The sequence below is a fragment of the Priestia sp. HNGD-A6 genome (assembly GCF_045784335.1).
GTDB classification, from domain to species: Bacteria; Bacillota; Bacilli; order Bacillales; family Bacillaceae_H; genus Priestia; species Priestia zanthoxyli.
The window spans coordinates 2,443,709-2,465,480 of the sequence record NZ_CP138621.1; the positions used below are offsets into that span (position 1 = coordinate 2,443,709).

Here is a 21,772-nt window from a genome sequence, read left to right on the forward strand (position 1 = left end):
GACAGGTAAATCTTTTTATTTTTCAAAGTCAACGAGGTAGTGATGCAGCAAGTGACGGTTTTGTTCATTGTATAAGTACGCATACACAGGACGTCCTATTGTGCCGTAAGTCATTCTTTCTCCAAGAAGACCTATATCTGTTAGAAATTTTAAATATTTTCGAATAGACACTCTAGAAATTCCCGTTTTTTCAGCCACATCATCGGTCGAAAAAGGGTGATCTTTAAGATGCACAATGGCTTCTACGATGACTTCTAATGTTCCTGTCGTTAGACCCTTAGGCAACGGCTCTACCGGAGCTTCTTTTATTTTTTTATTAGACAGCAGCCCGTCTAATTCCTGTTGATTAAGCTGAGGTTGCTGTTTTAACGTACGAAATGTTTGTTTATAAGCCGAAAGTGCTTGATAAAAGCGTTCAAATGTAAAAGGCTTAATCAAATAATCAATCGCTCCATAGCGTAAAGCTTGCTGAATCGTTTGGGCATCCGAAGCAGCGGTGATAAAAATGACGTCTATTTCCTCTTGCTTTGTTCGAATCTCTTGTAAAACTCTCAAACCATTTTGCCCAGGCATAAAGATATCAAGCAGTACTAAATCAACTTGATATTCATTTACCTTCACTAAGGCTTCATGACCCGAATGAGCAACAGCGACCACTGTAAACCCCTCTATCTCTTCAATGTACTTTTGATTAAACTGAGCAACCATTGGGTCATCTTCAACAATTAATACTTTAATCAACTTGATCTCTCCTTGTTTCGTACGGAATATCAATATAGAATGTGGTACCGCTATTTATAAATGAGTCAATAACGATTTGGCCACCTAGTTCATCAATCGTTTGCTTCACTAAATGCAGCCCAAACCCTCTGCTCGTTCCTTTTGTAGAAAAGCCTTTCTTGAAAATCTGATTCATTGTATCGGAAGGAATGCCGCAGCCTGTATCCGTAACTTGAATCGTAAGCTTATTGTTTTTATACACAAGCATAACGGACACTTTTTTAGAGGCTTGATGACAAACTGAATCAATTGCATTATCAATTAAATTTCCAATAATGGTAATAAGATGATGAGTAACGTGTGGATCTGAAGGTTCTGGAATAACTTCATCAGCGGAAAACGTCAGTTCTACGCTTTCCTCTCTAGCATAACTCATTTTGCCCATGAGAAACCCTGCCAACGCATGATCTTTAATAGATTTAGTCACTGAACTAGATTCATCGACACGATGATTAACAAGCTGATGAATATACGTTTTTAGCTCATCATAATAATTCATCTGCACCATTCCTAAAATCACATGAAGTTTATTCATAAATTCATGCGATTGTGCTCGAAGCGCTTCCACATACATTTTAACACCTGTTAGCTGTTCTGCTAAGATATTAACTTCTGTTTTATCCCGAAACGTAGAAAGTGCTCCTACAATCTCTTCGTTTACCACTAGCGGAACCCTATTAACTACAATGGCTACTCCATTTATGACTTGCTCTTCATCATAATGAGATTCCCCCGTAGACAAAACGTCGTCCAATCTGGAGGTGGGCATATATTCTCGAATAGACAAACCGATTGGCTCTGGTGCTAACCCTGCTTTAACAAATAAGCGGCGTGCAGAACGATTAGCAAGTGTAATATTACCTTCTTTATCAACAGCTATCACTCCTTCACGAACCGACTGCAGCATGGTGCTTCTCTCTTCTAGAATTTTAGCAATTTCAGAAGGTTCCAAGCCAAATAAAATTTTCTTTATGTAATTCGCTAATAAAATAGCACCAAGAACGCCTACAAGTAAGCCAATTAATGAACCTAAAACAATTCGACGATGCCCATCTCTAATCGCTTCATTTACATTATTCAAAGAAATCCCCACAGCCACTGCGCCAATTTGTTGATTTTTTTCATTATAAATAGGTGCAAAAGCGCGCAGAGATTTATCAAGCGTTCCTTTTGATACAGATACATAAGATTTCCCGTGCAATGATTTTTGCTCATCGCCTCCGGCAAACCTCTTTCCTATCTTTTTAGGATCTGGGTGAGATTGGCGGATTCCATTCATATCTATAACAACGATAAACAAGACGCTTGATTTTTTACGAATTCGTTCAGTAAATTCCTGAATTGACTGAGGTGTTTTTGTCTCTAGTCCTTTTTTCACGTTCGTTGATTCTGAAATAATTGTAGCAATAGTCCGAGCTTTTTCAGCCTGTTGATCTCGGATGTTTTTTCCAATTGAATTGCTAACTAATAAATCCGTTAACAATAGCGATAGAATTACCACCATGCATACAAGCAGCACCGTGATGCTTCGCAGCCCCATTCTTCCGTGTTTCACATTCTTCCCTCGCTTCCCTGCTTTCCTTGTTTATAGCACAAGAAAAAGATCTTATCTAGAGGCAGATAAGATCTTCGCTTATTTAATTTCATTTTTACTGAGTTGATGAACATTTATACAGGAAGGTTAACAATCTACTTTATAGTTTAGGTCCTTTTCGATATTTGAACCATCCCATTTTATAAAAGGCAAAGACCATTACGCCTACAAGCCCAATCATAATGCCCAGTACAATAAAATAATTATATTTTCCCGTCAGTTCCGGCATATATGAAAAGTTCATGCCATAGAGGCCAGCAATAAACGTCAACGGTAAGAAAATAGCTGACATCAGCGTTAGCGTAAACATGATTGAATTCATACGATCCGAGTTGATGGACATAAAGCTTTCTCGAATATCATTTGACAAATCCCTGCTTGCTTGCATAATTTCAATCATATTTAATAGGTGGTCATAAATATCATTAAAATAGCGAACCTGCTCTTTTGCTTTTAACGCATTGGTTGACATAATACGATACATTAAATCTCTCATGGGGTTTAAAATCCGGCGCATTCGTGACAAATCACTTCGGATGTCATAAAGCTGCCTCATTAGTTCATCCATAGGTTCGTCTTTTGCATTGTCTTCAATGTCGTCTATGTGATCTTCAAATTTATAAAGCACAGGGAAGTATTCATCAACGGTATGATCTAAGAGTTCATACATGATATCCCATGTTCCATCTTCGGTAGCCTCAGGGTCTTTTTTGATAAGCTCCCACACTCTAGCCACGCTCGTTAGCTTGTCCAAGTGGTAAGTGACTAAAAAGTTATCCCCCACAAATGCAGATACTTCTAAGTGCTCAAGCTCTTCTTTATGAAGTGCATAATACACTAAAAAATAATGCTCATCATACAACTCAAATTTAGCCCGCTGACCTTGATTCAAACAGTCCTCAACTGCTAAAGGATGAAAATTAAATTGTTCAAGCTGCTTTTTTTCTTCCTCGGTGGGATTGTAAAAATCAACCCAATACCATTGAAAGTCATGGCTTGAACGAATCTCATTCATTTCTATCTCTTTAATAGCCCCTTCTTTGGTTTTAGCTACAATTTTAATCATAAGATAACCTCTGTCTTTTTTGATACTATTCTCTGCACATACCCTTTTTACCATTTTGTTAAACTTTTTTCTTTTAATGTACGCCTTTTCTTGTCTATACATACGATGATGGTGACGACAAGAGAACAAAACGGTGAGGAGGTATATCCATATGTATGAATTTTACTCCCGGCATGAAGAATATTGGGAAGATGATACAAGACTAGACGAACAGCTTTTAAGAGATATAAACAAAGCTGTAAACGATGAGTTTTCTGCTATTCACTACTATACACGCCTAGCAGAGCTGGCTCCTAATGATCAGTTTCAACAAGCTATATTAGGTATTCGGCAGGATGAAATTAAACACTTTGACTGGTTTTCTAAAGCCTATTATGATTTATCAGGCAGCTACCCACAGATTTCATTAAACATAAAACTGCCAAATACTTTTCAAGAAGGGGTCTCTGAATCCATTAAAGATGAAGTAGAAACCGTTCCATTTTATCAATCAATCGCTAGAAGAATCACAAATGCTCGAATTCAAAGCCGTATTGTTCGAGCTGCGAGAGATGAACAGCGCCACGGTCAAATTTTTCGAACCATTCAGTCCCACTTCTCATACTAAATAATACGCTTGCCACTGCAAGCGTATTATTTAGTATGGTTTTATTATTATCTCTTACTTTGTAGCATTAAATTCTTCTTTAATTTTTTGGAGCAGCGTTTGATTTGTTAATACGTCATACCCTGTTAATGCCATTGTTTTTGCACCAAGTATCATTGCTTCTCTTCCTTGCTCACTTAAAGCTGCTTCTCTAAATTCGTGCGTATGACAAACAAAATAATCATCACAAATTTGAATATACGGATGAATAGCCGGAACAACCTGACTCACATTCCCCATATCTAAAGATCCATGATCGCCTTGGTCTTCCGTAATGCTTTGCTCGCTCACACCTAATGAGATGAGATTATTTGTATAGACGTCGGATAATGTTTGATTCGTTTGCATATCATCATAAGAAAACTCATAGTTTGAGATTTTTAATTTTGTTCCCGTCGCTAAAGCAGCACCATGTGCACATGCCTTCACCTTATCTGTTACTTCATCTACATATGCACGAGTTGAAGCGCGAACATAAAATTGCGCTACTGCATAATCCGGTACAACGTTGGCCGCCTTGCCACCCTCTGTAATCACTCCATGAATACGTACATCCGGCTTCACATGCTGGCGAAGCGCATTAATGCTATTGAACGTTTGTAATACACCGTCTAGCGCATTGATTCCTTCATGAGGGGCAGCGGCTGCATGTGCAGATTTTCCGAAGAACTCAAACTGAATCGCATCCATCGCAAGAGAACGCCCGCTTTTTTGATGACAGTAATAAGGGTGCACCATCATAGCTACGTCTAAATGATTAAAAATACCTTGTTCAGCCATCGTTACTTTGCCGCCTCGTGTTTCCTCTGCAGGCGTTCCGTATACGTATATTTTACCGCCCGTTTCTGCGACTGCTTTACTCAGACCAATACCAGCGGCAATTGACATGGTTCCAATTAAGTTATGTCCGCATGCGTGTCCGAGATCCGGCAAAGCATCGTACTCTGCCATAAACCCAATCGATGGACCTGGCTTTTGACTGTCATAAACAGCGGTAAAAGCCGTTGGCAAGTCACATGTACCAATTTCAACTGTGAACCCTTGTTCTTTTAAAACATCTGTTAATGCTTTGCAAGCCTTAAATTCTTCATGGCCAAGCTCAGGATTTTGTCCAATATATTTGCTTACATCATAAAATGTATCCTGTAATTTATTAATTGTTTCATTTATTAATTGTTTCATTAGTTGTACTCCTCTTTTAAATATTTAAACAAATTATAGTATATTTATTCGTTTTTTGAAAGCTAGTTTTTAAGACGTGTTTTCCTATCACCTTAATATGCCTTATAATTAAACTACTAACTGTTTTAAAGAAGGTATGCATAATGATTAACGTAAAAAAATTTAATTTTTTAGGCGGTCGTATTATTAAAACAGGCATTGCCGTTTTTTTGACTGCACTCATTTGTCAGTCCGTTGGCTGGCCGTATATGCTCGCTGTTATTACAGCCATTGTTACGATTGAACCAACCGCTGCCGATTCTATCAAAAAAGCGTTCATTCGCTTTCCTGCTTCAGCAATTGGAGCTGCTTTTGCCATGATTTACACATTTCTTTTAGGCGTAACGCCGCTTACCTATATGCTTGTTGCTGTTTCTACTATTATATCCTGTTATAAATTGCGTTTACATGCCGGAACACTCGTTGCAACGCTAACAGGAGTGGCTATGCTGACGATTGTGCACGACCATTATTTCATATCATTTTTAATTCGCCTAGCGACCACTAGTATTGGGCTGCTTACTTCTTCACTTGTAAATATCATTGTTCTTCCTCCTAATTATACACCGATTATTACGAGGAAAATTCAAAATCTCTCAAAACAAATGAGTAGCGTCTTACAGCAAAGAGGAAGCGAACTTTCTCAAGTACACGCTTGTCATAAACAAACAAAGCTTCAATTTCAGCAGCTTTCTGCTGAAATTGAAAAAATTGAAACGCTTTGTGAGTATCAGCGAAAAGAATGGAAGTTTCATCATTTCACTCGTACAGCTATGAGAAAATTCCACTATGAATATAAGAAACTTTCACTTATGAGGCAGCTTGTCTACCATATTGGTAATTTAATTTATTTGCCTGCTCACCAGCTTCAAAGTGCAAAACATCAAGTGATTTGGGACACTTTCACTTCCTTTCATAACGTCTTACAAAATGAACAATATAAAAGCTCTTTGCAGCATCAAACGCTTGTTTTGACTTTAAAACAAAGGTTTTGGACACATAAGCAGGAAGAAAACAGAGTGGATCAGCCTTTTTCAACAGAAACAACCATGCTGTACGAACTTCTTGCGATTCATCACCTGCTTGAAGAACTACACCGTATTCATTGTTTGAAGGAACGCTATAACTTAAACAATTCGCCTGTCTCACTTTCTTCATAAAAAAATCCTCACATATGTGAGGATTTTCTTGTTTACGAAACTTGTGACTCATCTTTCTTATATTCTTTCTCCCAGTAGTCCGCATTTTTAATTCCTAGCTTAACAGGATCAAACACAGGGTCTAGCCCCTGTTTTTTCTGAGTTTCATAGTCTTTTAATGCAACTAACGCAGGCTTAGCTAAAATTAAGATAGCAATTAAATTTAGCCATACCATGATACCAAGCCCCACATCACCTAGCGCCCAAGCTAGTGATGCTTGTTTAACTGACCCGTAGAACGTAGCTCCTAGAAGGACAAGCTTTAATGCAAACATAGCCCACTTTCCGTTCTTTCCGCGAGTTAGATAAGCAATATTTGTCTCGGCGATGTAATAATAAGCCATAATCGTTGTAAATGCGAAGAAAAATAGAGCAACTGCCACGAAACCAGCCCCAAATCCAGGTAACACTGTTTCAATAGCAGCTTGTGTAAATCCAGGTCCTGCTTCTACACCCGGTAAATTCGAAATAATAAATGAACCGCCTGGTCCTTCCGTATTGTACATGCCTGTGAATAAAATCATAAAAGCCGTTGCTGAACAAACGAACAGGGTGTCAATATAAACCGAAAAAGCTTGTACAAGTCCTTGTTTCGCAGGATGCGAAACTTCTGCTGCAGCTGCTGCGTGCGCCCCTGTTCCTTGTCCTGCTTCATTTGAATAAATGCCCCGCTTCACTCCCCAAGAAACAGCTAAACCAACAATTCCTCCAAAAGCAGAATCTAATGCAAAAGCACTTTTAAAAATAAGAGCGATAACTCCCGGCAACTCGGAAATGTTCATGGCAATAATGATAAGAGCTAAAATAATATACCCAAGTGCCATAAAAGGTACAACGAATTGGGCCACCCCTGCAATACGCTTAACGCCTCCAAAGATAATAAAAGCAAGAATAATAACTAATCCTACTGCTGTAACCGTTGGACTAACGCCAAATGCATTGTCGATGCCAAGCGCGATGGAGTTAGACTGAACGCCCGGCATTAGGATACTCATCGCAACAAGTGCTGCAATAGCAAATAAAATGCCATACCATTTCATACCTGTTCCTTTTTCAATATAGTACGCTGGACCACCTCGATATTGGCCATCTTGTTTAACTTTATAAATTTGAGCAAGTGTTGATTCGATGAATGCACTAGAAGCACCAATAAAAGCAACTGCCCACATCCAAAATACAGCTCCTGGACCTCCAAAAGCGATAGCTGTTGCCACTCCAGCAATGTTTCCTGTTCCGACTCGTCCCGACAGCGCTAAAGACAGGGCTTGGAAGGAAGAAACTCCTGCTTCTGAGCTTTTACCCTGAAACATAAGCATAACCATGTCTTTTAAGTGTCTTACCTGCAAAAACCTCGTTAAAATTGAGAAAAACAGGCCAATCGCAAGACATCCATAAATAACAGGCGTGCTCCATAGCACATTATTCAAACTCGTTACAAATTGCTCCAAAAGATAACCCCCTTATTTTTTTATTCAGACTATTTTAAATTATAAGTTAAATTATAAATTTTAACAATAAAACTCTAAATTAAAACTTTTTTTTAGTTAAAATACACAAAAAAACTTATAAAATCCTCAAAAACATCCAACGATGAACCGTTTACATTCCGTAATTATCGCTTTCAAAAGAGAGATATCTGCACCTTTCTTATCAGGAACACATAGGCTATAGGAGTTATTTTCTATTAGAAGGTGTGAAAAACAATGATGAGAATAGAGCCTTTATTTTATCGTCCTTTAGCTCTAGACCTTCTTTATGCGTGCGTCTTAGCTTATAAGCAATACGCACAGGGAGGCACATTTGATGTACCTGAAGGCTACCGGCTTATTAAATCGTTTAAAGCTTCTGCCGTAGGGGTGCAAGAATGGTTTGGTTTTATTTTAGAATCTGATGAAGCCATTGTGATTGCCTTTCGAGGAACTCAATCTGAGGCAGACTGGATTGCTGATGCTCGCATTCGGCAGCGCCCTTATCCATACAATCAACAAGCGGGTCTCGTCCACGAAGGTTTTTTAGCTGTTTACGAATCATGCCGTGATGAAATTTTTGAAACATATAAATCCCTTCCCACCAAGCCCATTTATATAACGGGTCATAGCCTAGGTGGTGCACTCGCTGCTCTTCATGCCTTAGATGTCGCCACAAACGCATCTTTTCCAGAGGTTACAATGTACAACTACGGAGCTCCTCGAGTAGGTGATCCTCAATTCGTTCAAACATACACAAATCTTGTTTCAAATAGCCGCTGCTTTGTTAACACGACGGATACGGTTCCTAAAATCCCTCCGAAGCGACTCTATTCCCCTTCCACCAAGCAAACAATTTATTACGATCAAGACCCTCTTCAACTCTCATTTACCATTCAAACAGGTTCTACCGTAGGGAACCATAATCCCCAAACGTACAGTGTTGGCATTTGGATGATGTCGGATTATCCTATTTTGGTCCAAAAATAAAAAACAGGCGGAAAGCCTGTTTTTTTATGCACCGATTGCTGCTTTGATTTCTTCTATTTGTTCTTGATGACGCTTTTCGTGATAACCAATAAAGTCAATCCATTGCTTTAAATCCATTAACCCAAATACAGGGTGTGGAAATGATTTTTGCTTTAGCTTATCTTCACTTGCTGTTTCTTCTAACTCTGCTAAAGCCTCTCTTGATTCTGCCAGCTTACTCTTCATTTCTTCTAATGTCTGCTTTTCATTAGAAGGCGTAACTTGAGCCGGTGCATCTACTTTTCGCGAACGGTCTACCGCTAAATGAAACGGCTTATCTTCAGTGGGCTGATCTACACCGTTTTCTAACTGATCCTTTACACGTGAAACAATCATGCGCTCCATCAAATATAAATGTTCTAATACTTGCATAACGCTCCATGTATTAGATGCTGGCTGCTGATTTAATTGTTCGTATGTTAATGATTCTACACTGTTCAATACATCATTTCGAAACTGTTCATTTTTGTTCATTTTTCATCCTCCTCCAGGATTCCTCTAACTTATCGTACCAAAAAACTCTTCCATATAAAAAAGATATCCCTTTACTTAACCTTGTTTTAACTGCAATTGTTTCACGTGAAAAAATCATATTTTCTATTTGACATTGGTTAACCAGGGTGTTATATTTAGATTTCTGGCTTTTCTTTAAGAGCTAGACATAGTGAAAGTAACTTGAGAGGATGTATCGTACAATGCAAGGTAAAAATACTGGCATTCGACACATGTCTTTGAACAAAACTTATTCACACTGGATCGGCTTCGGAGCCGTAAGGATGCAAGAGAGGTAGGGCTTGCGTCGTTTAGGTTAATCGATCATGTGGAAAAACAAACCGCGGCAATGGATGAAATCCATGCAAGCACAATCAATGCTAATTGTGCCCTAACAACAACGAAACATACAAAAACCGTAATCATGGATTTTATAAAGAAAGTAATCATTTTGTTTTTACACTTGCAAAAAGCAAGTTACTGATAAGAAACACGAACGAAAGCGAGCAGATGCATCTGCTCGCTTTTTTAATGATGATTTTTTATTTACTTTATCATTTCTTTTTTTAGGGAATCTTATAAAAAAGCCAAAACCAATATGGTTTCGGCTTTTTTCTTATTGCTCTGCTAGTACATCAGCAAATGCTTTTGCATAAGGAGGAAGGTCTGGCGGACGGCGACTTGAAATGATGTGGCCGTCGATTACGACTGCTTCATCATGCCAAATAGCTCCCGCATTTTCCATATCATCTTTGATTCCTGGCGTACTTGTTACGTTTCGGCCATCTAAGATTTTTGCAGAGATTAATACCCATCCTGCATGGCAGATTTGGCCGATTGGCTTTTGCTGTTCATCCATATGACGAACCATTTCAATTACTTCAGGGTAGCGGCGCAGTTTATCCGGCGCCCAGCCTCCAGGTACTAAAATAGCGTCATATTCAGCTGGATCAACATCTTTAAATGCGTAGTCCGATACGGCTGGAACACCGTATTTCCCCATGTACGTTTCGTTTGCTTTTTCTCCAACTAAATGTACTTCTGCTCCTTCTTCGCGAAGACGCATCACTGGATACCATAGTTCTAGATCTTCAAAGTCTGCACTAACAAGCGCAATAACTCTTTTATTTTCTAAGCGCATCGTAACACCTCCGCCATCAGTATAGCATGTTGGAGAATAAGATTGAAAATAAGGAACTAAATTGTACATAATTAAAGGATTTTTCAAGTGCCCTTCAGAAATTTTTTGTATGCCAAATTGTCTAATTTTATATTTTCACTTGACTGGGGACAAACACCACACTACAATGTGTAGTGTAGTGTTCATAATGTTGTAAAATTATCCAAATAAGAAAGACTTTCTGATTTAATTGCTACATTTCTTTTTTCGGGCTTTCACACTACATAATGTAGTGTTTTTCAAATACACTTAAAGGAGGAAGTAAAGTGAATAAAAACGTCGAAATTGGTTCACTTATTATTCGTTTAGTATTAGGTTTTACATTTTTAGTACACGGCTTTCAAAAATGGCAAGGCGGGATTGAAAATACAGTAGGGTTCTTCGATAGCTTAGGAATCCCTGGTTTCATGGCATATATTGTGGCAACAATTGAACTTGTAGGTGGTATTCTTATTATCCTTGGTTTAGCAACAAGAGTCATAGGCGCTTTATTTATAGCAGTAATGCTCGGCGCTATTTTCACAGCCAAGCTTAAAAGCGGATTTGTTGGCGGATTTGAGTTTGATATCGCCTTAATTGCAATGTCTGCTCACCTATTTCTTGCAGGAAGCCAGTTCCTTGCTCTTGATAAAGTGGTATTTAAAAAGAAAGAAACTGCTTTTTCTCTTCAAGAAGAAAGCAGTAAATAAAAAAGAAAGCTTATACTCTCCCAATATAAGCTTTCAGGTTAGTCCCGCCGTTTGAGGCGGGCTTTTTTTATATTTGAAGCAGTAAATTCGCAAATAAAGAAGAGCGCTCGGACAACGTATCAATTTGAATATGTTCATATTCCGCATGTATTCCTTTTCCGCATGCTCCTAATCCATCCAACGTGGGAACACCAATGGCCGCTGTAAAATTGCCATCACTTCCGCCGCCAACAGCCGCTTCTTCTAATTTCATACCCAGTTTGGCCGCGATTGACTGAGCGCATTCAAATAACTCTTCCGTTTGTTTAGACTTCACCATCGGAGGACGGTTCATGCCTCCCGTTACTTCGAGCTTTATCCCTTTTAAGATGGGTGTTAAGTTCAAAATAATATCCGTCATACGTTTCGCTTCTTCTTCTGTAGAAACACGTAAATCTACGTGTGCTTCTGCATATTCAGGCACTACATTTGTACCGCTGCCTCCCGTAAATGTTCCAACGTTCACCGTTGTACCTTTTTCATAATCTGTTAAGCCCTGCAAGAAAATCACTTGGCGCGCAAGCTCTTCAATCGCATTGATTCCTTCTTTGTGGTGATTACCCGCGTGTGCTGCTCGTCCCCATACTTTTACGGTGAAAATTCCCGCTCCTTTGCGCGACGTTTTTAACGCACCTGAACCCGCCACCGCCGGTTCTGCTACTAGCACTGCTTCACTTCTTTGTGCTTCTTCTTCAATGTATTTTTTAGAAGAAATTGACCCAATCTCTTCATCCGAATTGCAGAAAAACACAATTTTTTTATCGAGCGATAAGCCAAGCTCTTGAATCGCTTTAATCGCCCATATAGATTGCACAATGCCGCCTTTCATGTCTAAAATTCCCGGACCGTACAGCTTGTTTCCCTCTGTTCTTAGACTTAGCCTTCCCTTTTCCCATACCGTGTCAAAGTGACCGATAATTAAAAGCTGCTTTTCTCCTTCTCCAATCGTAAATTTCAAATGGTTTCCTACTTCTTTTTCTTCTATAATTTCGTAGCCTACTCCTAAACGCTTTTGAAACAGCTCCGTTAAATACATTCCACACTGATCTACTAACTCTTTACTGTAGGACGGTGATTCTTTTTTCACAAATCCAACTAAATCTTCAAGCATCTCTTGTTCGTGTTCTTTTAAATAACTAAATACACTTTGTTCTACCATTACCTGACTCAAATCAATTCCTCCTCCAAACAACCCCTGCTGCTTGCATTAAATGCTTTTATTTATCGTACGTATAACTATGTTCTACGTTTCACATAACGACCTTAAATTATCCTTAATTATAATGGTTTTCAGACAATTTTCCATCCTTTAAATATAGATAATACTTTAACTTATTCATAACCGACCGAAAATAGCCATAAACTTCAACAAATTCATACAAAAAAGCTTCAATCTTCAACAGATTAAAGCTTTCGTTTGACTAATTGACATTTATTTTAATATTTTTCCCTTTTGACTTCACACTTACAAAAACAAACATAGACACTAAAAAAACAAACAAAATAACGCCAACCATTTCAAAGTTTACTTCGGCCCATGGATTAAAGAAAGTGAATGCTAAGTAGAAGGACACCCCGTATGCGAGGATAACAATAACCCAGCCCATCAAGCGGGAAGCAGATTGCCCAAACTTACTCGATTCATTCACCATTTTATGTACAATCAGTGAATCGATTGTATCTGTCAGCATCATACCAAACATAAATACTAGTCCTAATAAAAGCGGCGTATATTTGCCTGCGTTCCCTACAGCTAGAGACCACACGGCCGTTTGACTGACCGTTTCAGCCGCTAGGGCAAACAGCGCTCCTACAAGAATAATTAAAAAAGGATTCGTTGTTCCTTTTGCGATTTTCGGAATAAACTTCCCTTTTAACCCGCTCACCTGAAACTCTTCTTCTTTGTTTTTAGTTCGAAGCAAATGATATGTGTTTAATGTCCCGATTAGAAAGAGGGAGATAATGGATACCCAGGATGCAAAATGATCGAAATACGATGGAAACGTAAAATTCTTCATCACCACGCCAAGCACCCCGGCCGTGACGGCCACCATTCCTCCGTGACCTAGTGAAAACAGCGTGCCGACCCACGGGGCAAAACGGCTCCCCATTCGCCAATTATATCGGGTCTGGCCATCAATAAAAGCTAAGTGATCTGCATCCAATCCGTGCCTGATTCCTAATAAAAAGACAAGTAAAAAAACTGATAAACCTTCCATTTCCTACACTCCTTTTTTTAAAATAAAACGTAAAAAAGCCTCAATTCTATAGAAATTGAGGATGTGTCGGCATATGAAAATAAACAGCAATTGCTCACTGCGTACCTTGATACACCGCCTCTTTCCTAGAAGAGTCAAGTGTACAGAATAGGTAGGTCTCCTGGCTTGAGATCATCATTTTCTACCGCCTTCCCCGTTTTGAGTGACGATAAGATAGAAAACTCCCTGCTTACAGTGGCTGGACCGCTCGAGATTTGCACTCGATTCCCTGTTACCTCTTACGCTATGTAAGAGCACCTAAACTGTGCGAATAATTCATTTTCTTCCTCATTATACTAGTACCGCTTACAAATGAATAGAGAAAATTCAAATAAAAAATCCCTGCTAAGCTTTACATGCTTAGCAGGGATTTTTAAAGCAATTAAATTACTTCTACCGTTACGTCTACGTTACCGCTGATTGCTTTTGAATACGGGCAGTATGAGTGGGCTAGGTCTACATATTTTTTCGCTGTTTCTAAATCTAAGCCTTCGATATGAGCTTCAAGCGCTACAGCAATTTTTACTCCTTGATCAGCTTTATCTGGAAGCAGCTGAACAGTAGCTTTTACTTCACTGCTTTTGATTTCTACGTTATGTTTTTTCAACATAAATTCTAACGCACTGTTGAAACAAGCACTGTATCCAGCTGCAAATAGCTGCTCTGGGTTTGTTGCTGTTGTTGCTTCTCCACCAAGTGCTGGAGGTGTTGCAACATCTAAATTAAAGATATTATCTAAAGAATGAACTTCTCCTGTTCTTCCACCTGTGTTAACGACTGTTGTTTCATATAAAGCTTTCATGTATAAATCTCTCCTCTTTTTTAGTAATTTTATTAAAAGTTTTTTGTTTATCGTTTCTGTAATTTAATTGTACACAATTTAATTTTAAAAAACAAGTATTAAATGCATTAAAAATTTCCCAATAAAAAAAGCCGCGTATTTGCGGCTTTTTCTTAATAATATTGAGACTGCCCGTCATAAGCTGATTTTCGAAAAATAGACAGATTGGTAATAGCTCTCATAATTTTGGTATTAAAAATAACATAATGAATAAACAACGCGAGCACGCAGCCTAGAATAGCTCCTGTTAACACATCGAATGGATAGTGAACGCCAACCCATACGCGTGAAAATGCAATGAGTGCACCCATTACAACCCACATGCGCCCTGAACGTTTGAAATGTAGCCAAATGGTAAAAGTGATAACTAATGCAGACGTAGCATGATCGCTTGGAAATGAAGAATTCGCGGCGTGATCAATAAGCTGATTCACGTGGTGAGAGATAAATGGACGATCTCGATAAGCAAATAAACTAATCACTTTATTGATAATGACTCCTGTGGCACAAGCACATAAAGCTTGGAATGCTACAACACGGCTGCCGTTTTTATTAATAAGTAAAAACAAGCCGAGTAAAACAATAAGTACATACTGGGCATAATCTGCAAAGAATACCATCAGCGAATCTACAAACTTCACATGCGAGGCGTACTGATTCACCGCATGGAAAATGGTATAGTCTACTGAATTAATAGCTGATAACATAATCGAAATCCTTTCTTATTTTTAAATGTCATTAGCTATCTTATCAGTTTCTGAAGAAAATGAACATTATTTCTCGGGCTATTATTGATATATTTAGTAAATAACCATTGATTTCCTTATCATTTATACACCCCGAATCTCTCCATGCTATAATGTACGCAACTATACATAGACACAAGGGGGAATTTTTTTGAGTAAAGGCAGAATTTTAATTGTAGAAGATGAGCGCAAAATTGCTCGTTTAATTCAGCTAGAGCTTGAACACGAAGGGTACGAAACGGGCATGGCTTATACAGGGACAGAAGGATTGGCAGAGTTTCAAGAACACAATTGGGATTTGCTGCTTTTAGATGTGATGCTTCCTGAACTGAGCGGACTTGAAGTACTTCGTCGCATTCGAGCAAACGATGATCAGACGCCCGTTATCTTATTAACCGCTCGAGACGCCCTTCCTGATAAGGTAAGCGGACTAGATTTAGGAGCGAACGATTACATTACAAAGCCTTTTCAAATTGAGGAGCTTTTTGCACGTATCCGCGTCTGGCTTCGCCATCCTGCATCAGCATCTCCTGCTGAAAAAGAAGCAGATACTCTGCAGCTAGGAACTTTAGTTGTTAATGAAAAAACGCGAGAAGTCACGCGTGAAAATGAAGCTATTGAGCTGACTCCTAAAGAATATGATTTACTTGTCTATATGCTTCAAAACAACAATCAAGTGCTAAGCTTTGAACAGCTTCTTACAAACGTATGGGGATTCGATTACTACGGAGACACGAATATTGTATACGTATACATTCGTTATTTGCGCAAAAAAATTGATGCTCCATTTTCAACACCCTACATTCAAACAGTGCGCGGCGTTGGCTATATGCTTAAGGAGTAGCTTATGAAACTGCAAACAAAGATTATCCTTACATCAACTGCCCTGCTTTTTATTCTCTTAGTAATTGCAAACAGTTCGATTTACTTCATTTTCAAGAAAACCATGGAAGACAACGCAATTGAACGTTTGCAAGCAGAAACAAGCAACGTAACAAATGGGCTAAAACAAACGAGTGCGACAGTTAAACAAGCCAATTTGCTTCGTGCCTATTTGCCTCCTAACGGGATGATTCGCATTTTGCCTAAATCAGGGAGTCCTTTAGTTGTATCGGTTACTGATCAAACCAAAGAACTTCAGGACTTACCTTATTCTTATTATTCAAATGAACAAACAACCATCAAAGAAGACGACGGCCACCTATACGCAATTTCGCATACTCCCGTCATTTGGACGGACGGCGAAGTTGTTTCTTTGGAAGTCACAGAACAGCTGGCAGATGTGGAACAATCTCTGCAGACATTAAAATTTATCTTGCTCATTGCCTCTCTTGTTATATTAATTCCGACCATATTTGCCGGACGGCTTTTAAGTAAAATTATTTTGCGGCCTATCAAATCTCTTATTCATACTATGGAAGAAATTCAAGTGTCTCGCACATTTAAAAAAATTGACCTCTCTTCTTCTTCTAAAGATGAGTTAGATCAAATGGCCAATACCTTCAATAATATGATGGATTTATTAGAGGAAAACTATAAAAAGCAAGAGCAGTTCGTATCCGATGCTTCTCATGAATTAAAAACACCGCTGACCGTTGTAGAAAGCTATGCCAATATGCTAAAACGATGGGGGATGAAGCGTCCAGATATTTTAGAAGAAGCCATCGAAGCCATTCACTCTGAGTCTTTACGCATGAAACAGCTTACATCTCAAATGCTGGTGCTTGCGAAAGATGAGTCGCAGCGGGAGCTTCACATGGAACACGTAGATGCGGCGGCCGTCTGTAACCAAACAATCAAGCATCTAGAACAAGCTTTTGAACGAACCATTTATTTAAATATAAAAACGGATCATCCCGTCGTAACAGCGGATGAAAAACGCTTAAAGCAGCTGCTGTACATCCTCTTAGATAATGCCATTAAATATAGTGAAAAAGCAGTAGAAGTAACTATAGCAAGAAGCGAAAGCTTTATGATTACGGTCACAGATCAAGGAATTGGTATCCCAAAAGAAGACTTATCAAACGTGTACGAACGCTTTTTTCGCGTAGATAAAGCAAGAAATCGAGAAACCGGTGGTTCAGGGCTTGGATTATCCATTGCTCGAAAGATTGTAGAAGCCCATAGCGGACGTATTGAGATTAGCAGCGATGAAGGAAAAGGGACATCCGTAACGGTTTGCTTTCCTCTTTGATTTCTCACCGTTTCTTAGAGATTTTTAAGAATTGCCTGCTATACTATTTTTCATAATACTGGAGGTGAATGTATGAAGAAAACGGTGCTTTTTATACTTATTTTTCTTGCCGTTGGTTCAGCTTGCTTTTACGGAATAGCAAAAGCAATGAATCGATCTGATACCATTTTATCCGAGTCTGAAATCAGCCGTATGATTCAGCAGAAATATGGCGGCACAATTGAAAATGCAAGCTTTTCTCAAAAAGATGATGAACCGATTTATCTAATTACTTTGCTTAAAGATGATATTCCATACCACATCACAGTAAATGGAGAAAATGGAGAAGTCCAGTCATTAATCAAACAAAAAGTAGAGAAACAAACGTCTACTCAAACTAAAAATAATACAGAAAAAGAACAAAAAAAGAGCGAGCAGCCACCCGTTTCTCCTACATCCGACGAGCCTCTCATTTCAATGGAACAAGCAAGAGATATTGCTTTACAAAAAGTAAAAGGAACGTTTTCCTCAGTTGAAATAGAAGAGGAAGAAGGCCAAACCTTCTACGAAGTCGAAATTGATCAGTCTAAAACAAGAGAAGCTAAAGTAATGATAAACGCTTACTCTGGGCATGTAGATTCCATCACCTACGAAAATGACGACGACTAAAAGTACAGCGGAAAGCTGTGCTTTTTTTATACACCTTTATTTATTTCTAAGAAAATTTTAAACTTCTTCTTCTTTTCCTTTAAAGTTCATGGGCTAAGATAGTCTTAACAACAAATCAAGGAGGCCGTAATATATGAAAGTTATTACAACCGTTTTAGCCAGTGCAGTATTAGTCGGTGGATTAGGTGCAAGTGCATATGCCATGACGGATCAGTCCAAAAGCAATGACAAGAAGCAAACCAAAACGATTGAAGAAGCAAAGGCAAAAGACATTGCTCTTCAAAAAACAGACGGCGGTGACATTACAAATATCCAATTAGCCGTAGATGACGGCGTTAAACAATATGAAGTAGATATCACAAAAGGTAATAAAGAATACGATGTAGATATTGACAGCAGCAGTGGTAAAATCATTGAATTTGATGAAGACCAAAAAGACGATGAAGATAAGAAAGAAGAGAATCTCCAAAACGCTTCCCCTGCTATTTCATTAGATCAAGCGATAAAAACAGCTTTAAAGAGTGCTAAAGGAACCGTTAACGAAACGGATTTAGACCAAGAAAACAACCGTTTAGTATATGAAATCGAAATTGACACAGCCGATAAACGTGAAGCAACTGTTTCAGTAGATGCCAAAAACGGCGACGTAATCAGTGTAGAAATAGATGATTAATAGAAAAAGCACGCTCCAAAAGGAGCGTGCTTCTTTTTTATACCGCTAATTTAATAACCGTTAACACAATACCAATCAAGAATCCACATAGAGCTCCGTTCACTCGAATCCACTGCAAATCTTTTCCGACATTGTTTTCCATCATATCCACAAGCGTTTCATCATCTAATTTATCTAAGTTTTCTTGAACAAGCTGCCCAATTTTTGAATGATTCTCGTCTACAAAACTCATGATTTGCTTTTGAATAGCCGTATCAATTGCTTCTTGACGCTGTGCATCCCCTTCAAGAGCATCCAGCCAGCTCTCTACGTAAGGAACGGCGTAGCTTTTCATAAATTCAGGGCTTTCAATAAATGCCGCCACTTTCGCTTTCATTTTATCGACGATTTCTGTTAATTTATTCGTTACATTTAATTCATTAATCGTTTTTTGTTTCCATGCTTCTAATTTCTCAAGAAGCTCTTCATTGTGCTCCAAGCCTTGCAGCTCTTTTCTAATTCCGTTTACCAAAGCAAGGCGGTATTCATCCTCTTCGTTACGAAGACGCCCTGTAATAGAAAGCAATAAATTTTGCAAAATAGACCCTAGCTTCTCTTCATTAATCATGCTTTGAAATGATTTGAGAGCAAATTGTAAAATACCATCAAGCTCAATATTATCAAGCGCATTTTTAGCAATACTTCCGAGCTGATACTGCGTTTCTTCTTTTTTAATCCAGCTCTCCCCTTTATTTAAAAGAACATCAAGCGCTTTTTCATCATACTGATTTTTCACCACTTCTCCAACAATCGAATGCACAATAGGCTTTAACTCTATTGCTGAAAGCGATGATTTGAGCTCTTTTTCAATAATAGGAACGACTTTCTCTGTATCCACACGATTAATCGCATCAACAAGCAGTGCGGTTCCTTTTTGTTGAATCGTTTCCGAATGAACACCTTTTCGAACAATCGGAAGCAAACGCTGTGTAAACGCAATTCTTTTTACTTTTTCTTGAATACTTTCTTTTGACAGCCAGTCGTTTTCAAGGGTTGAGACTAGCCCTCTTGTAATACGCTGTCTGTTTTTAGGAAGCAGCGCAGTGTGTGGAATAGGAATGCCTAAAGGGTGACGAAAAAGAGCCGTAACGGCAAACCAATCCGCTAATCCGCCGACTAATCCAGCTTCGAACCCACCTTGAAGCAACCGACCCCAAATTGAATCACCAAAAGGCATGGTGGCAACGAAGCCCACTCCCATAATCGCCAAAGAAATCGTGGCTAAGTGCTTTGATTTCTTCTTTGGATTTGTTGTAAATACATTATTTGATTCCATTGTAGTCCTCATCCTTTATTTATTTAACTAAACATTTCATCTAGAAATATGTAACGTGATACAGAAATTTTCGCAAAAAAAGAAAGACAAGCTTTTACCCTCGTCTTTCTAGTATATTGCCTTTTTGCTATACTTCAAACTTTTTTTCTTTTCGACTTTTATTAATAAATGAAAAAATGAGGAGTACGACCAAGATAACCGCACATACACTGGATCCAATCACATTGTTTTTGTTAAACATAAATGATACAAAAATAACAAGCAGTGCTGCTGTTGCAAAGAGCGTTGTATAAGGAAACCACTTTAATGCGAAAAACGGCTTTTCTTTATACCCTTTACGCAGCTTTAATTGAGCTAAACAAATACTTACCCAAATAAGAATAATCGTGAAGCCGGGAATGGTCATTAAATAACTAATTACATTATCCGGTGTTTTATAAGCTAAAAACACACCCATTAAAATACAAACAGCCGTAATCATCAAACCATTAATCGGAATACCGTTTTTCGAAACTTTCAAGAAGCGCTTTGATGCTTCTCCGCTTTGAGCCATAGCATAGAGCGTACGCGAAGTTGCATACATCCCTGAATTCGCTGCTGATAAAACAGCCGTTAATAAAACGAAGTTCATAATATGAGCCGCACCCGGCAGTCCGGTGATACTAAACACTTGCACAAATGGACTGTCTTGTCCTGATACAGAATTCCAGGGCATAAGGCCGCAAATAATTAAAATAGGCAAAATATAAAAGCCAATCACCCGCCATACTGTGCCTTTGATCACTTTCGGTAACACGTTTTTCACATCTTTTGTTTCCGTTACGGCCACACCAATTAATTCAGCTCCGCCGTAAGAGAACATCACAATTAAAAAGGCACTCAGCACACCACTCATGCCGTGAGGGAAAAAGCCTCCATGAGCCGTATAATTTGCCCAGGGGTTTTGCACATCACTTGGAATCACACCGAATAAAATGAAAGCTCCCAAAATGATAAAAGCGGTAAGAGCAATTACTTTAATACCGGCAAACCAAAACTCAATTTCTCCGTAATACTTAACTTGAAATAAATTCATCCCTACAATCAGCACTGCACAGAGAAAGCTTAAGAGCCAAAGAGGTACAGAAGGGAACCAAAACTTCAAAAAGCTTCCTCCCGCAAGCAGTTCAACAACTGTCACGACAATCCAGTTCACCCAATACAGCCACCCTACAATAAAAGAGGTTTGCGTACCGAATGCCTTATGCACTAAATTTTGTACGTTCATATTCGGATAGACAATTGCCATCTCCGCCAATGCTGTCATTACAATAAATAAGATAAGACCGCCAAATAAATACGCCAGTACCACACTTGGTCCTGCAATACCTAGCGTATCAGCACTACCTTTAAAAATACCTGTCCCAATCATACCGGCAAGCGCAATGAGCTGCACATGACGAGGCAACAGACCTTTTTTTAAATTTTGATCTTGTTTTTCCATGATGCCCGTCCCTTCTGTTCATTTTACGTGTTAGTTTAACCAAATCACTTCTTGCGCAAAAACCCCTACCGGATATTCAGTAGGGGGTGAACCAACACTGTTTTTCTTCTCTATGTTGAATGAAAATGATCTGATTTTACCACTGTTACTTTAGTCATTTTATGCGTTGAATTAATACATTGTCAATGTTATTTATTTTCCAAAAATAAAGTC

Annotated in this window: 22 protein-coding genes and 1 riboswitch; of the genes, 9 read left to right on the top strand and 13 right to left on the bottom strand. The window is 38.6% G+C overall.

What is annotated here, in order from left to right; genetic code table 11:
* Window positions 1–15: 15 nt before the first annotated feature.
* The 3 genes from SCI76_RS12340 to corA form a co-directional block, all read right to left on the bottom strand.
* Window positions 16–741 carry a response regulator gene (locus tag SCI76_RS12340; protein ID WP_028412480.1) on the bottom strand — a complete coding sequence of 242 codons (726 nt, stop codon included), beginning with the start codon at window positions 739–741 and terminating at the stop codon, window positions 16–18.
* Window positions 734–2,320, bottom strand: a complete 1,587-nt coding sequence (gene dcuS, locus SCI76_RS12345; RefSeq protein WP_063248489.1) for a DcuS/MalK family sensor histidine kinase — start codon at window positions 2,318–2,320, stop codon at window positions 734–736. Before dcuS ends, SCI76_RS12340 begins: the two co-directional genes overlap by 8 nt.
* 154 nt (window positions 2,321–2,474) lie before the next feature.
* Entirely contained in the window at window positions 2,475–3,440 is a 966-nt protein-coding gene (gene corA, locus SCI76_RS12350) for a magnesium/cobalt transporter CorA (RefSeq protein ID WP_028412482.1), read from the bottom strand.
* A gap of 151 nt (window positions 3,441–3,591) precedes the next feature.
* On the opposite strand from corA, the gene SCI76_RS12355 reads away from it, so the two are divergent.
* Entirely contained in the window at window positions 3,592–4,047 is a 456-nt protein-coding gene (locus SCI76_RS12355; RefSeq protein ID WP_063248471.1) for a ferritin-like domain-containing protein, read from the top strand.
* 54 nt (window positions 4,048–4,101) lie between these two features.
* Here the strand turns inward: SCI76_RS12355 and SCI76_RS12360 are convergent, their stop codons facing one another.
* Window positions 4,102–5,268, bottom strand: a complete 1,167-nt coding sequence (locus SCI76_RS12360; RefSeq protein WP_047751748.1) for a M20 family metallopeptidase — start codon at window positions 5,266–5,268, stop codon at window positions 4,102–4,104.
* Between the two features lie 143 nt (window positions 5,269–5,411).
* Here SCI76_RS12360 and SCI76_RS12365 point away from each other — a divergent pair, with 143 nt between their 5' ends.
* Window positions 5,412–6,467, top strand: a complete 1,056-nt coding sequence (locus SCI76_RS12365) for an aromatic acid exporter family protein (RefSeq protein ID WP_221831856.1) — start codon at window positions 5,412–5,414, stop codon at window positions 6,465–6,467.
* A gap of 32 nt (window positions 6,468–6,499) precedes the next feature.
* Here the strand turns inward: SCI76_RS12365 and SCI76_RS12370 are convergent, their stop codons facing one another.
* Window positions 6,500–7,954 (bottom strand): sodium:alanine symporter family protein, encoded by a 1,455-nt coding sequence (locus SCI76_RS12370; RefSeq protein ID WP_042992364.1) that lies wholly within the window; start codon window positions 7,952–7,954, stop codon window positions 6,500–6,502.
* Window positions 7,955–8,209: 255 nt separating this feature from the next.
* Between SCI76_RS12370 and SCI76_RS12375 the strand changes: the two genes are divergently transcribed.
* Window positions 8,210–8,962 carry a lipase family protein gene (locus tag SCI76_RS12375; protein WP_407545227.1) on the top strand — a complete coding sequence of 251 codons (753 nt, stop codon included), beginning with the start codon at window positions 8,210–8,212 and terminating at the stop codon, window positions 8,960–8,962.
* A 24-nt stretch (window positions 8,963–8,986) separates the two neighbouring features.
* Here the strand turns inward: SCI76_RS12375 and SCI76_RS12380 are convergent, their stop codons facing one another.
* Complete coding sequence (locus SCI76_RS12380) at window positions 8,987–9,475, bottom strand: DinB family protein (protein ID WP_014461888.1); 489 nt, start codon at window positions 9,473–9,475, stop codon at window positions 8,987–8,989.
* A 346-nt stretch (window positions 9,476–9,821) separates the two neighbouring features.
* On the opposite strand from SCI76_RS12380, the gene SCI76_RS12385 reads away from it, so the two are divergent.
* The gene (locus tag SCI76_RS12385; protein ID WP_014461889.1) at window positions 9,822–9,977 is read left to right on the top strand and encodes a hypothetical protein; all 156 of its coding nucleotides are present in this window, start codon (window positions 9,822–9,824) and stop codon (window positions 9,975–9,977) included.
* Between the two features lie 132 nt (window positions 9,978–10,109).
* Here SCI76_RS12385 and SCI76_RS12390 read toward each other — a convergent pair whose 3' ends face one another.
* Window positions 10,110–10,634 carry a type 1 glutamine amidotransferase domain-containing protein gene (locus SCI76_RS12390; protein WP_013055087.1) on the bottom strand — a complete coding sequence of 175 codons (525 nt, stop codon included), beginning with the start codon at window positions 10,632–10,634 and terminating at the stop codon, window positions 10,110–10,112.
* 305 nt (window positions 10,635–10,939) lie between these two features.
* On the opposite strand from SCI76_RS12390, the gene SCI76_RS12395 reads away from it, so the two are divergent.
* On the top strand, window positions 10,940–11,362 hold the full coding sequence (locus SCI76_RS12395) for a DoxX family protein (protein WP_014461891.1): 423 nt from the start codon (window positions 10,940–10,942) through the stop codon (window positions 11,360–11,362).
* A 67-nt stretch (window positions 11,363–11,429) separates the two neighbouring features.
* On the opposite strand, the gene SCI76_RS12400 is transcribed toward SCI76_RS12395, so the two are convergent.
* The 4 genes from SCI76_RS12400 to SCI76_RS12415 all read right to left on the bottom strand — a co-directional run bounded on the left by SCI76_RS12400 (window position 11,430) and on the right by SCI76_RS12415 (window position 15,207).
* Window positions 11,430–12,593 (bottom strand): M20 family metallopeptidase, encoded by a 1,164-nt coding sequence (locus tag SCI76_RS12400; RefSeq protein WP_063248475.1) that lies wholly within the window; start codon window positions 12,591–12,593, stop codon window positions 11,430–11,432.
* A gap of 229 nt (window positions 12,594–12,822) precedes the next feature.
* Complete coding sequence (locus SCI76_RS12405) at window positions 12,823–13,620, bottom strand: sodium:proton antiporter (protein ID WP_394532550.1); 798 nt, start codon at window positions 13,618–13,620, stop codon at window positions 12,823–12,825.
* 132 nt (window positions 13,621–13,752) lie between these two features.
* A riboswitch (cobalamin riboswitch) is annotated at window positions 13,753–13,936 on the bottom strand.
* 105 nt (window positions 13,937–14,041) lie between these two features.
* Window positions 14,042–14,461 (bottom strand): organic hydroperoxide resistance protein, encoded by a 420-nt coding sequence (locus SCI76_RS12410; RefSeq protein ID WP_014461895.1) that lies wholly within the window; start codon window positions 14,459–14,461, stop codon window positions 14,042–14,044.
* Between the two features lie 152 nt (window positions 14,462–14,613).
* Window positions 14,614–15,207 (bottom strand): undecaprenyl-diphosphatase, encoded by a 594-nt coding sequence (locus SCI76_RS12415; RefSeq protein WP_014461896.1) that lies wholly within the window; start codon window positions 15,205–15,207, stop codon window positions 14,614–14,616.
* Window positions 15,208–15,397: 190 nt separating this feature from the next.
* Between SCI76_RS12415 and SCI76_RS12420 the strand changes: the two genes are divergently transcribed.
* From SCI76_RS12420 to SCI76_RS12435, 4 genes are all read left to right on the top strand, one after another.
* Complete coding sequence (locus SCI76_RS12420; protein ID WP_243555742.1) at window positions 15,398–16,090, top strand: response regulator transcription factor; 693 nt, start codon at window positions 15,398–15,400, stop codon at window positions 16,088–16,090.
* A gap of 3 nt (window positions 16,091–16,093) precedes the next feature.
* The gene (locus SCI76_RS12425) at window positions 16,094–17,440 is read left to right on the top strand and encodes an ATP-binding protein (RefSeq protein ID WP_407545228.1); all 1,347 of its coding nucleotides are present in this window, start codon (window positions 16,094–16,096) and stop codon (window positions 17,438–17,440) included.
* 72 nt (window positions 17,441–17,512) lie between these two features.
* Entirely contained in the window at window positions 17,513–18,088 is a 576-nt protein-coding gene (locus tag SCI76_RS12430) for a PepSY domain-containing protein (protein WP_048021630.1), read from the top strand.
* A 133-nt stretch (window positions 18,089–18,221) separates the two neighbouring features.
* Window positions 18,222–18,761, top strand: coding sequence for a PepSY domain-containing protein (locus SCI76_RS12435; RefSeq protein WP_048021632.1), 540 nt, complete (start codon window positions 18,222–18,224; stop codon window positions 18,759–18,761).
* A 37-nt stretch (window positions 18,762–18,798) separates the two neighbouring features.
* Here SCI76_RS12435 and SCI76_RS12440 read toward each other — a convergent pair whose 3' ends face one another.
* Together SCI76_RS12440 and SCI76_RS12445 are read right to left on the bottom strand one after the other, a co-directional pair.
* Window positions 18,799–20,076 (bottom strand): DUF445 domain-containing protein, encoded by a 1,278-nt coding sequence (locus SCI76_RS12440; protein ID WP_048021634.1) that lies wholly within the window; start codon window positions 20,074–20,076, stop codon window positions 18,799–18,801.
* 127 nt (window positions 20,077–20,203) lie between these two features.
* Window positions 20,204–21,559, bottom strand: coding sequence for an amino acid permease (locus SCI76_RS12445; protein ID WP_013055076.1), 1,356 nt, complete (start codon window positions 21,557–21,559; stop codon window positions 20,204–20,206).
* Window positions 21,560–21,772: the final 213 nt, after the last annotated feature.

Coding starts and splice junctions, on each gene's coding strand:
- SCI76_RS12365 (WP_221831856.1), top strand. CDS start 5,412: ATGATTAACGTAAAAAAATTTAATTTTTTAGGCGGTCGTATTATTAAA.
- SCI76_RS12435 (WP_048021632.1), top strand. CDS start 18,222: ATGAAAGTTATTACAACCGTTTTAGCCAGTGCAGTATTAGTCGGTGGA.
- SCI76_RS12415 (WP_014461896.1), bottom strand. CDS start 15,207: ATGTTATCAGCTATTAATTCAGTAGACTATACCATTTTCCATGCGGTG.
- corA (WP_028412482.1), bottom strand. CDS start 3,440: ATGATTAAAATTGTAGCTAAAACCAAAGAAGGGGCTATTAAAGAGATA.
- SCI76_RS12445 (WP_013055076.1), bottom strand. CDS start 21,559: ATGGAAAAACAAGATCAAAATTTAAAAAAAGGTCTGTTGCCTCGTCAT.
- SCI76_RS12425 (WP_407545228.1), top strand. CDS start 16,094: ATGAAACTGCAAACAAAGATTATCCTTACATCAACTGCCCTGCTTTTT.
- SCI76_RS12440 (WP_048021634.1), bottom strand. CDS start 20,076: ATGGAATCAAATAATGTATTTACAACAAATCCAAAGAAGAAATCAAAG.
- SCI76_RS12430 (WP_048021630.1), top strand. CDS start 17,513: ATGAAGAAAACGGTGCTTTTTATACTTATTTTTCTTGCCGTTGGTTCA.
- SCI76_RS12380 (WP_014461888.1), bottom strand. CDS start 9,475: ATGAACAAAAATGAACAGTTTCGAAATGATGTATTGAACAGTGTAGAA.
- SCI76_RS12355 (WP_063248471.1), top strand. CDS start 3,592: ATGTATGAATTTTACTCCCGGCATGAAGAATATTGGGAAGATGATACA.
- SCI76_RS12410 (WP_014461895.1), bottom strand. CDS start 14,461: ATGAAAGCTTTATATGAAACAACAGTCGTTAACACAGGTGGAAGAACA.
- SCI76_RS12375 (WP_407545227.1), top strand. CDS start 8,210: ATGATGAGAATAGAGCCTTTATTTTATCGTCCTTTAGCTCTAGACCTT.
- dcuS (WP_063248489.1), bottom strand. CDS start 2,320: ATGGGGCTGCGAAGCATCACGGTGCTGCTTGTATGCATGGTGGTAATT.
- SCI76_RS12390 (WP_013055087.1), bottom strand. CDS start 10,634: ATGCGCTTAGAAAATAAAAGAGTTATTGCGCTTGTTAGTGCAGACTTT.
- SCI76_RS12405 (WP_394532550.1), bottom strand. CDS start 13,620: ATGGAAGGTTTATCAGTTTTTTTACTTGTCTTTTTATTAGGAATCAGG.
- SCI76_RS12360 (WP_047751748.1), bottom strand. CDS start 5,268: ATGAAACAATTAATAAATGAAACAATTAATAAATTACAGGATACATTT.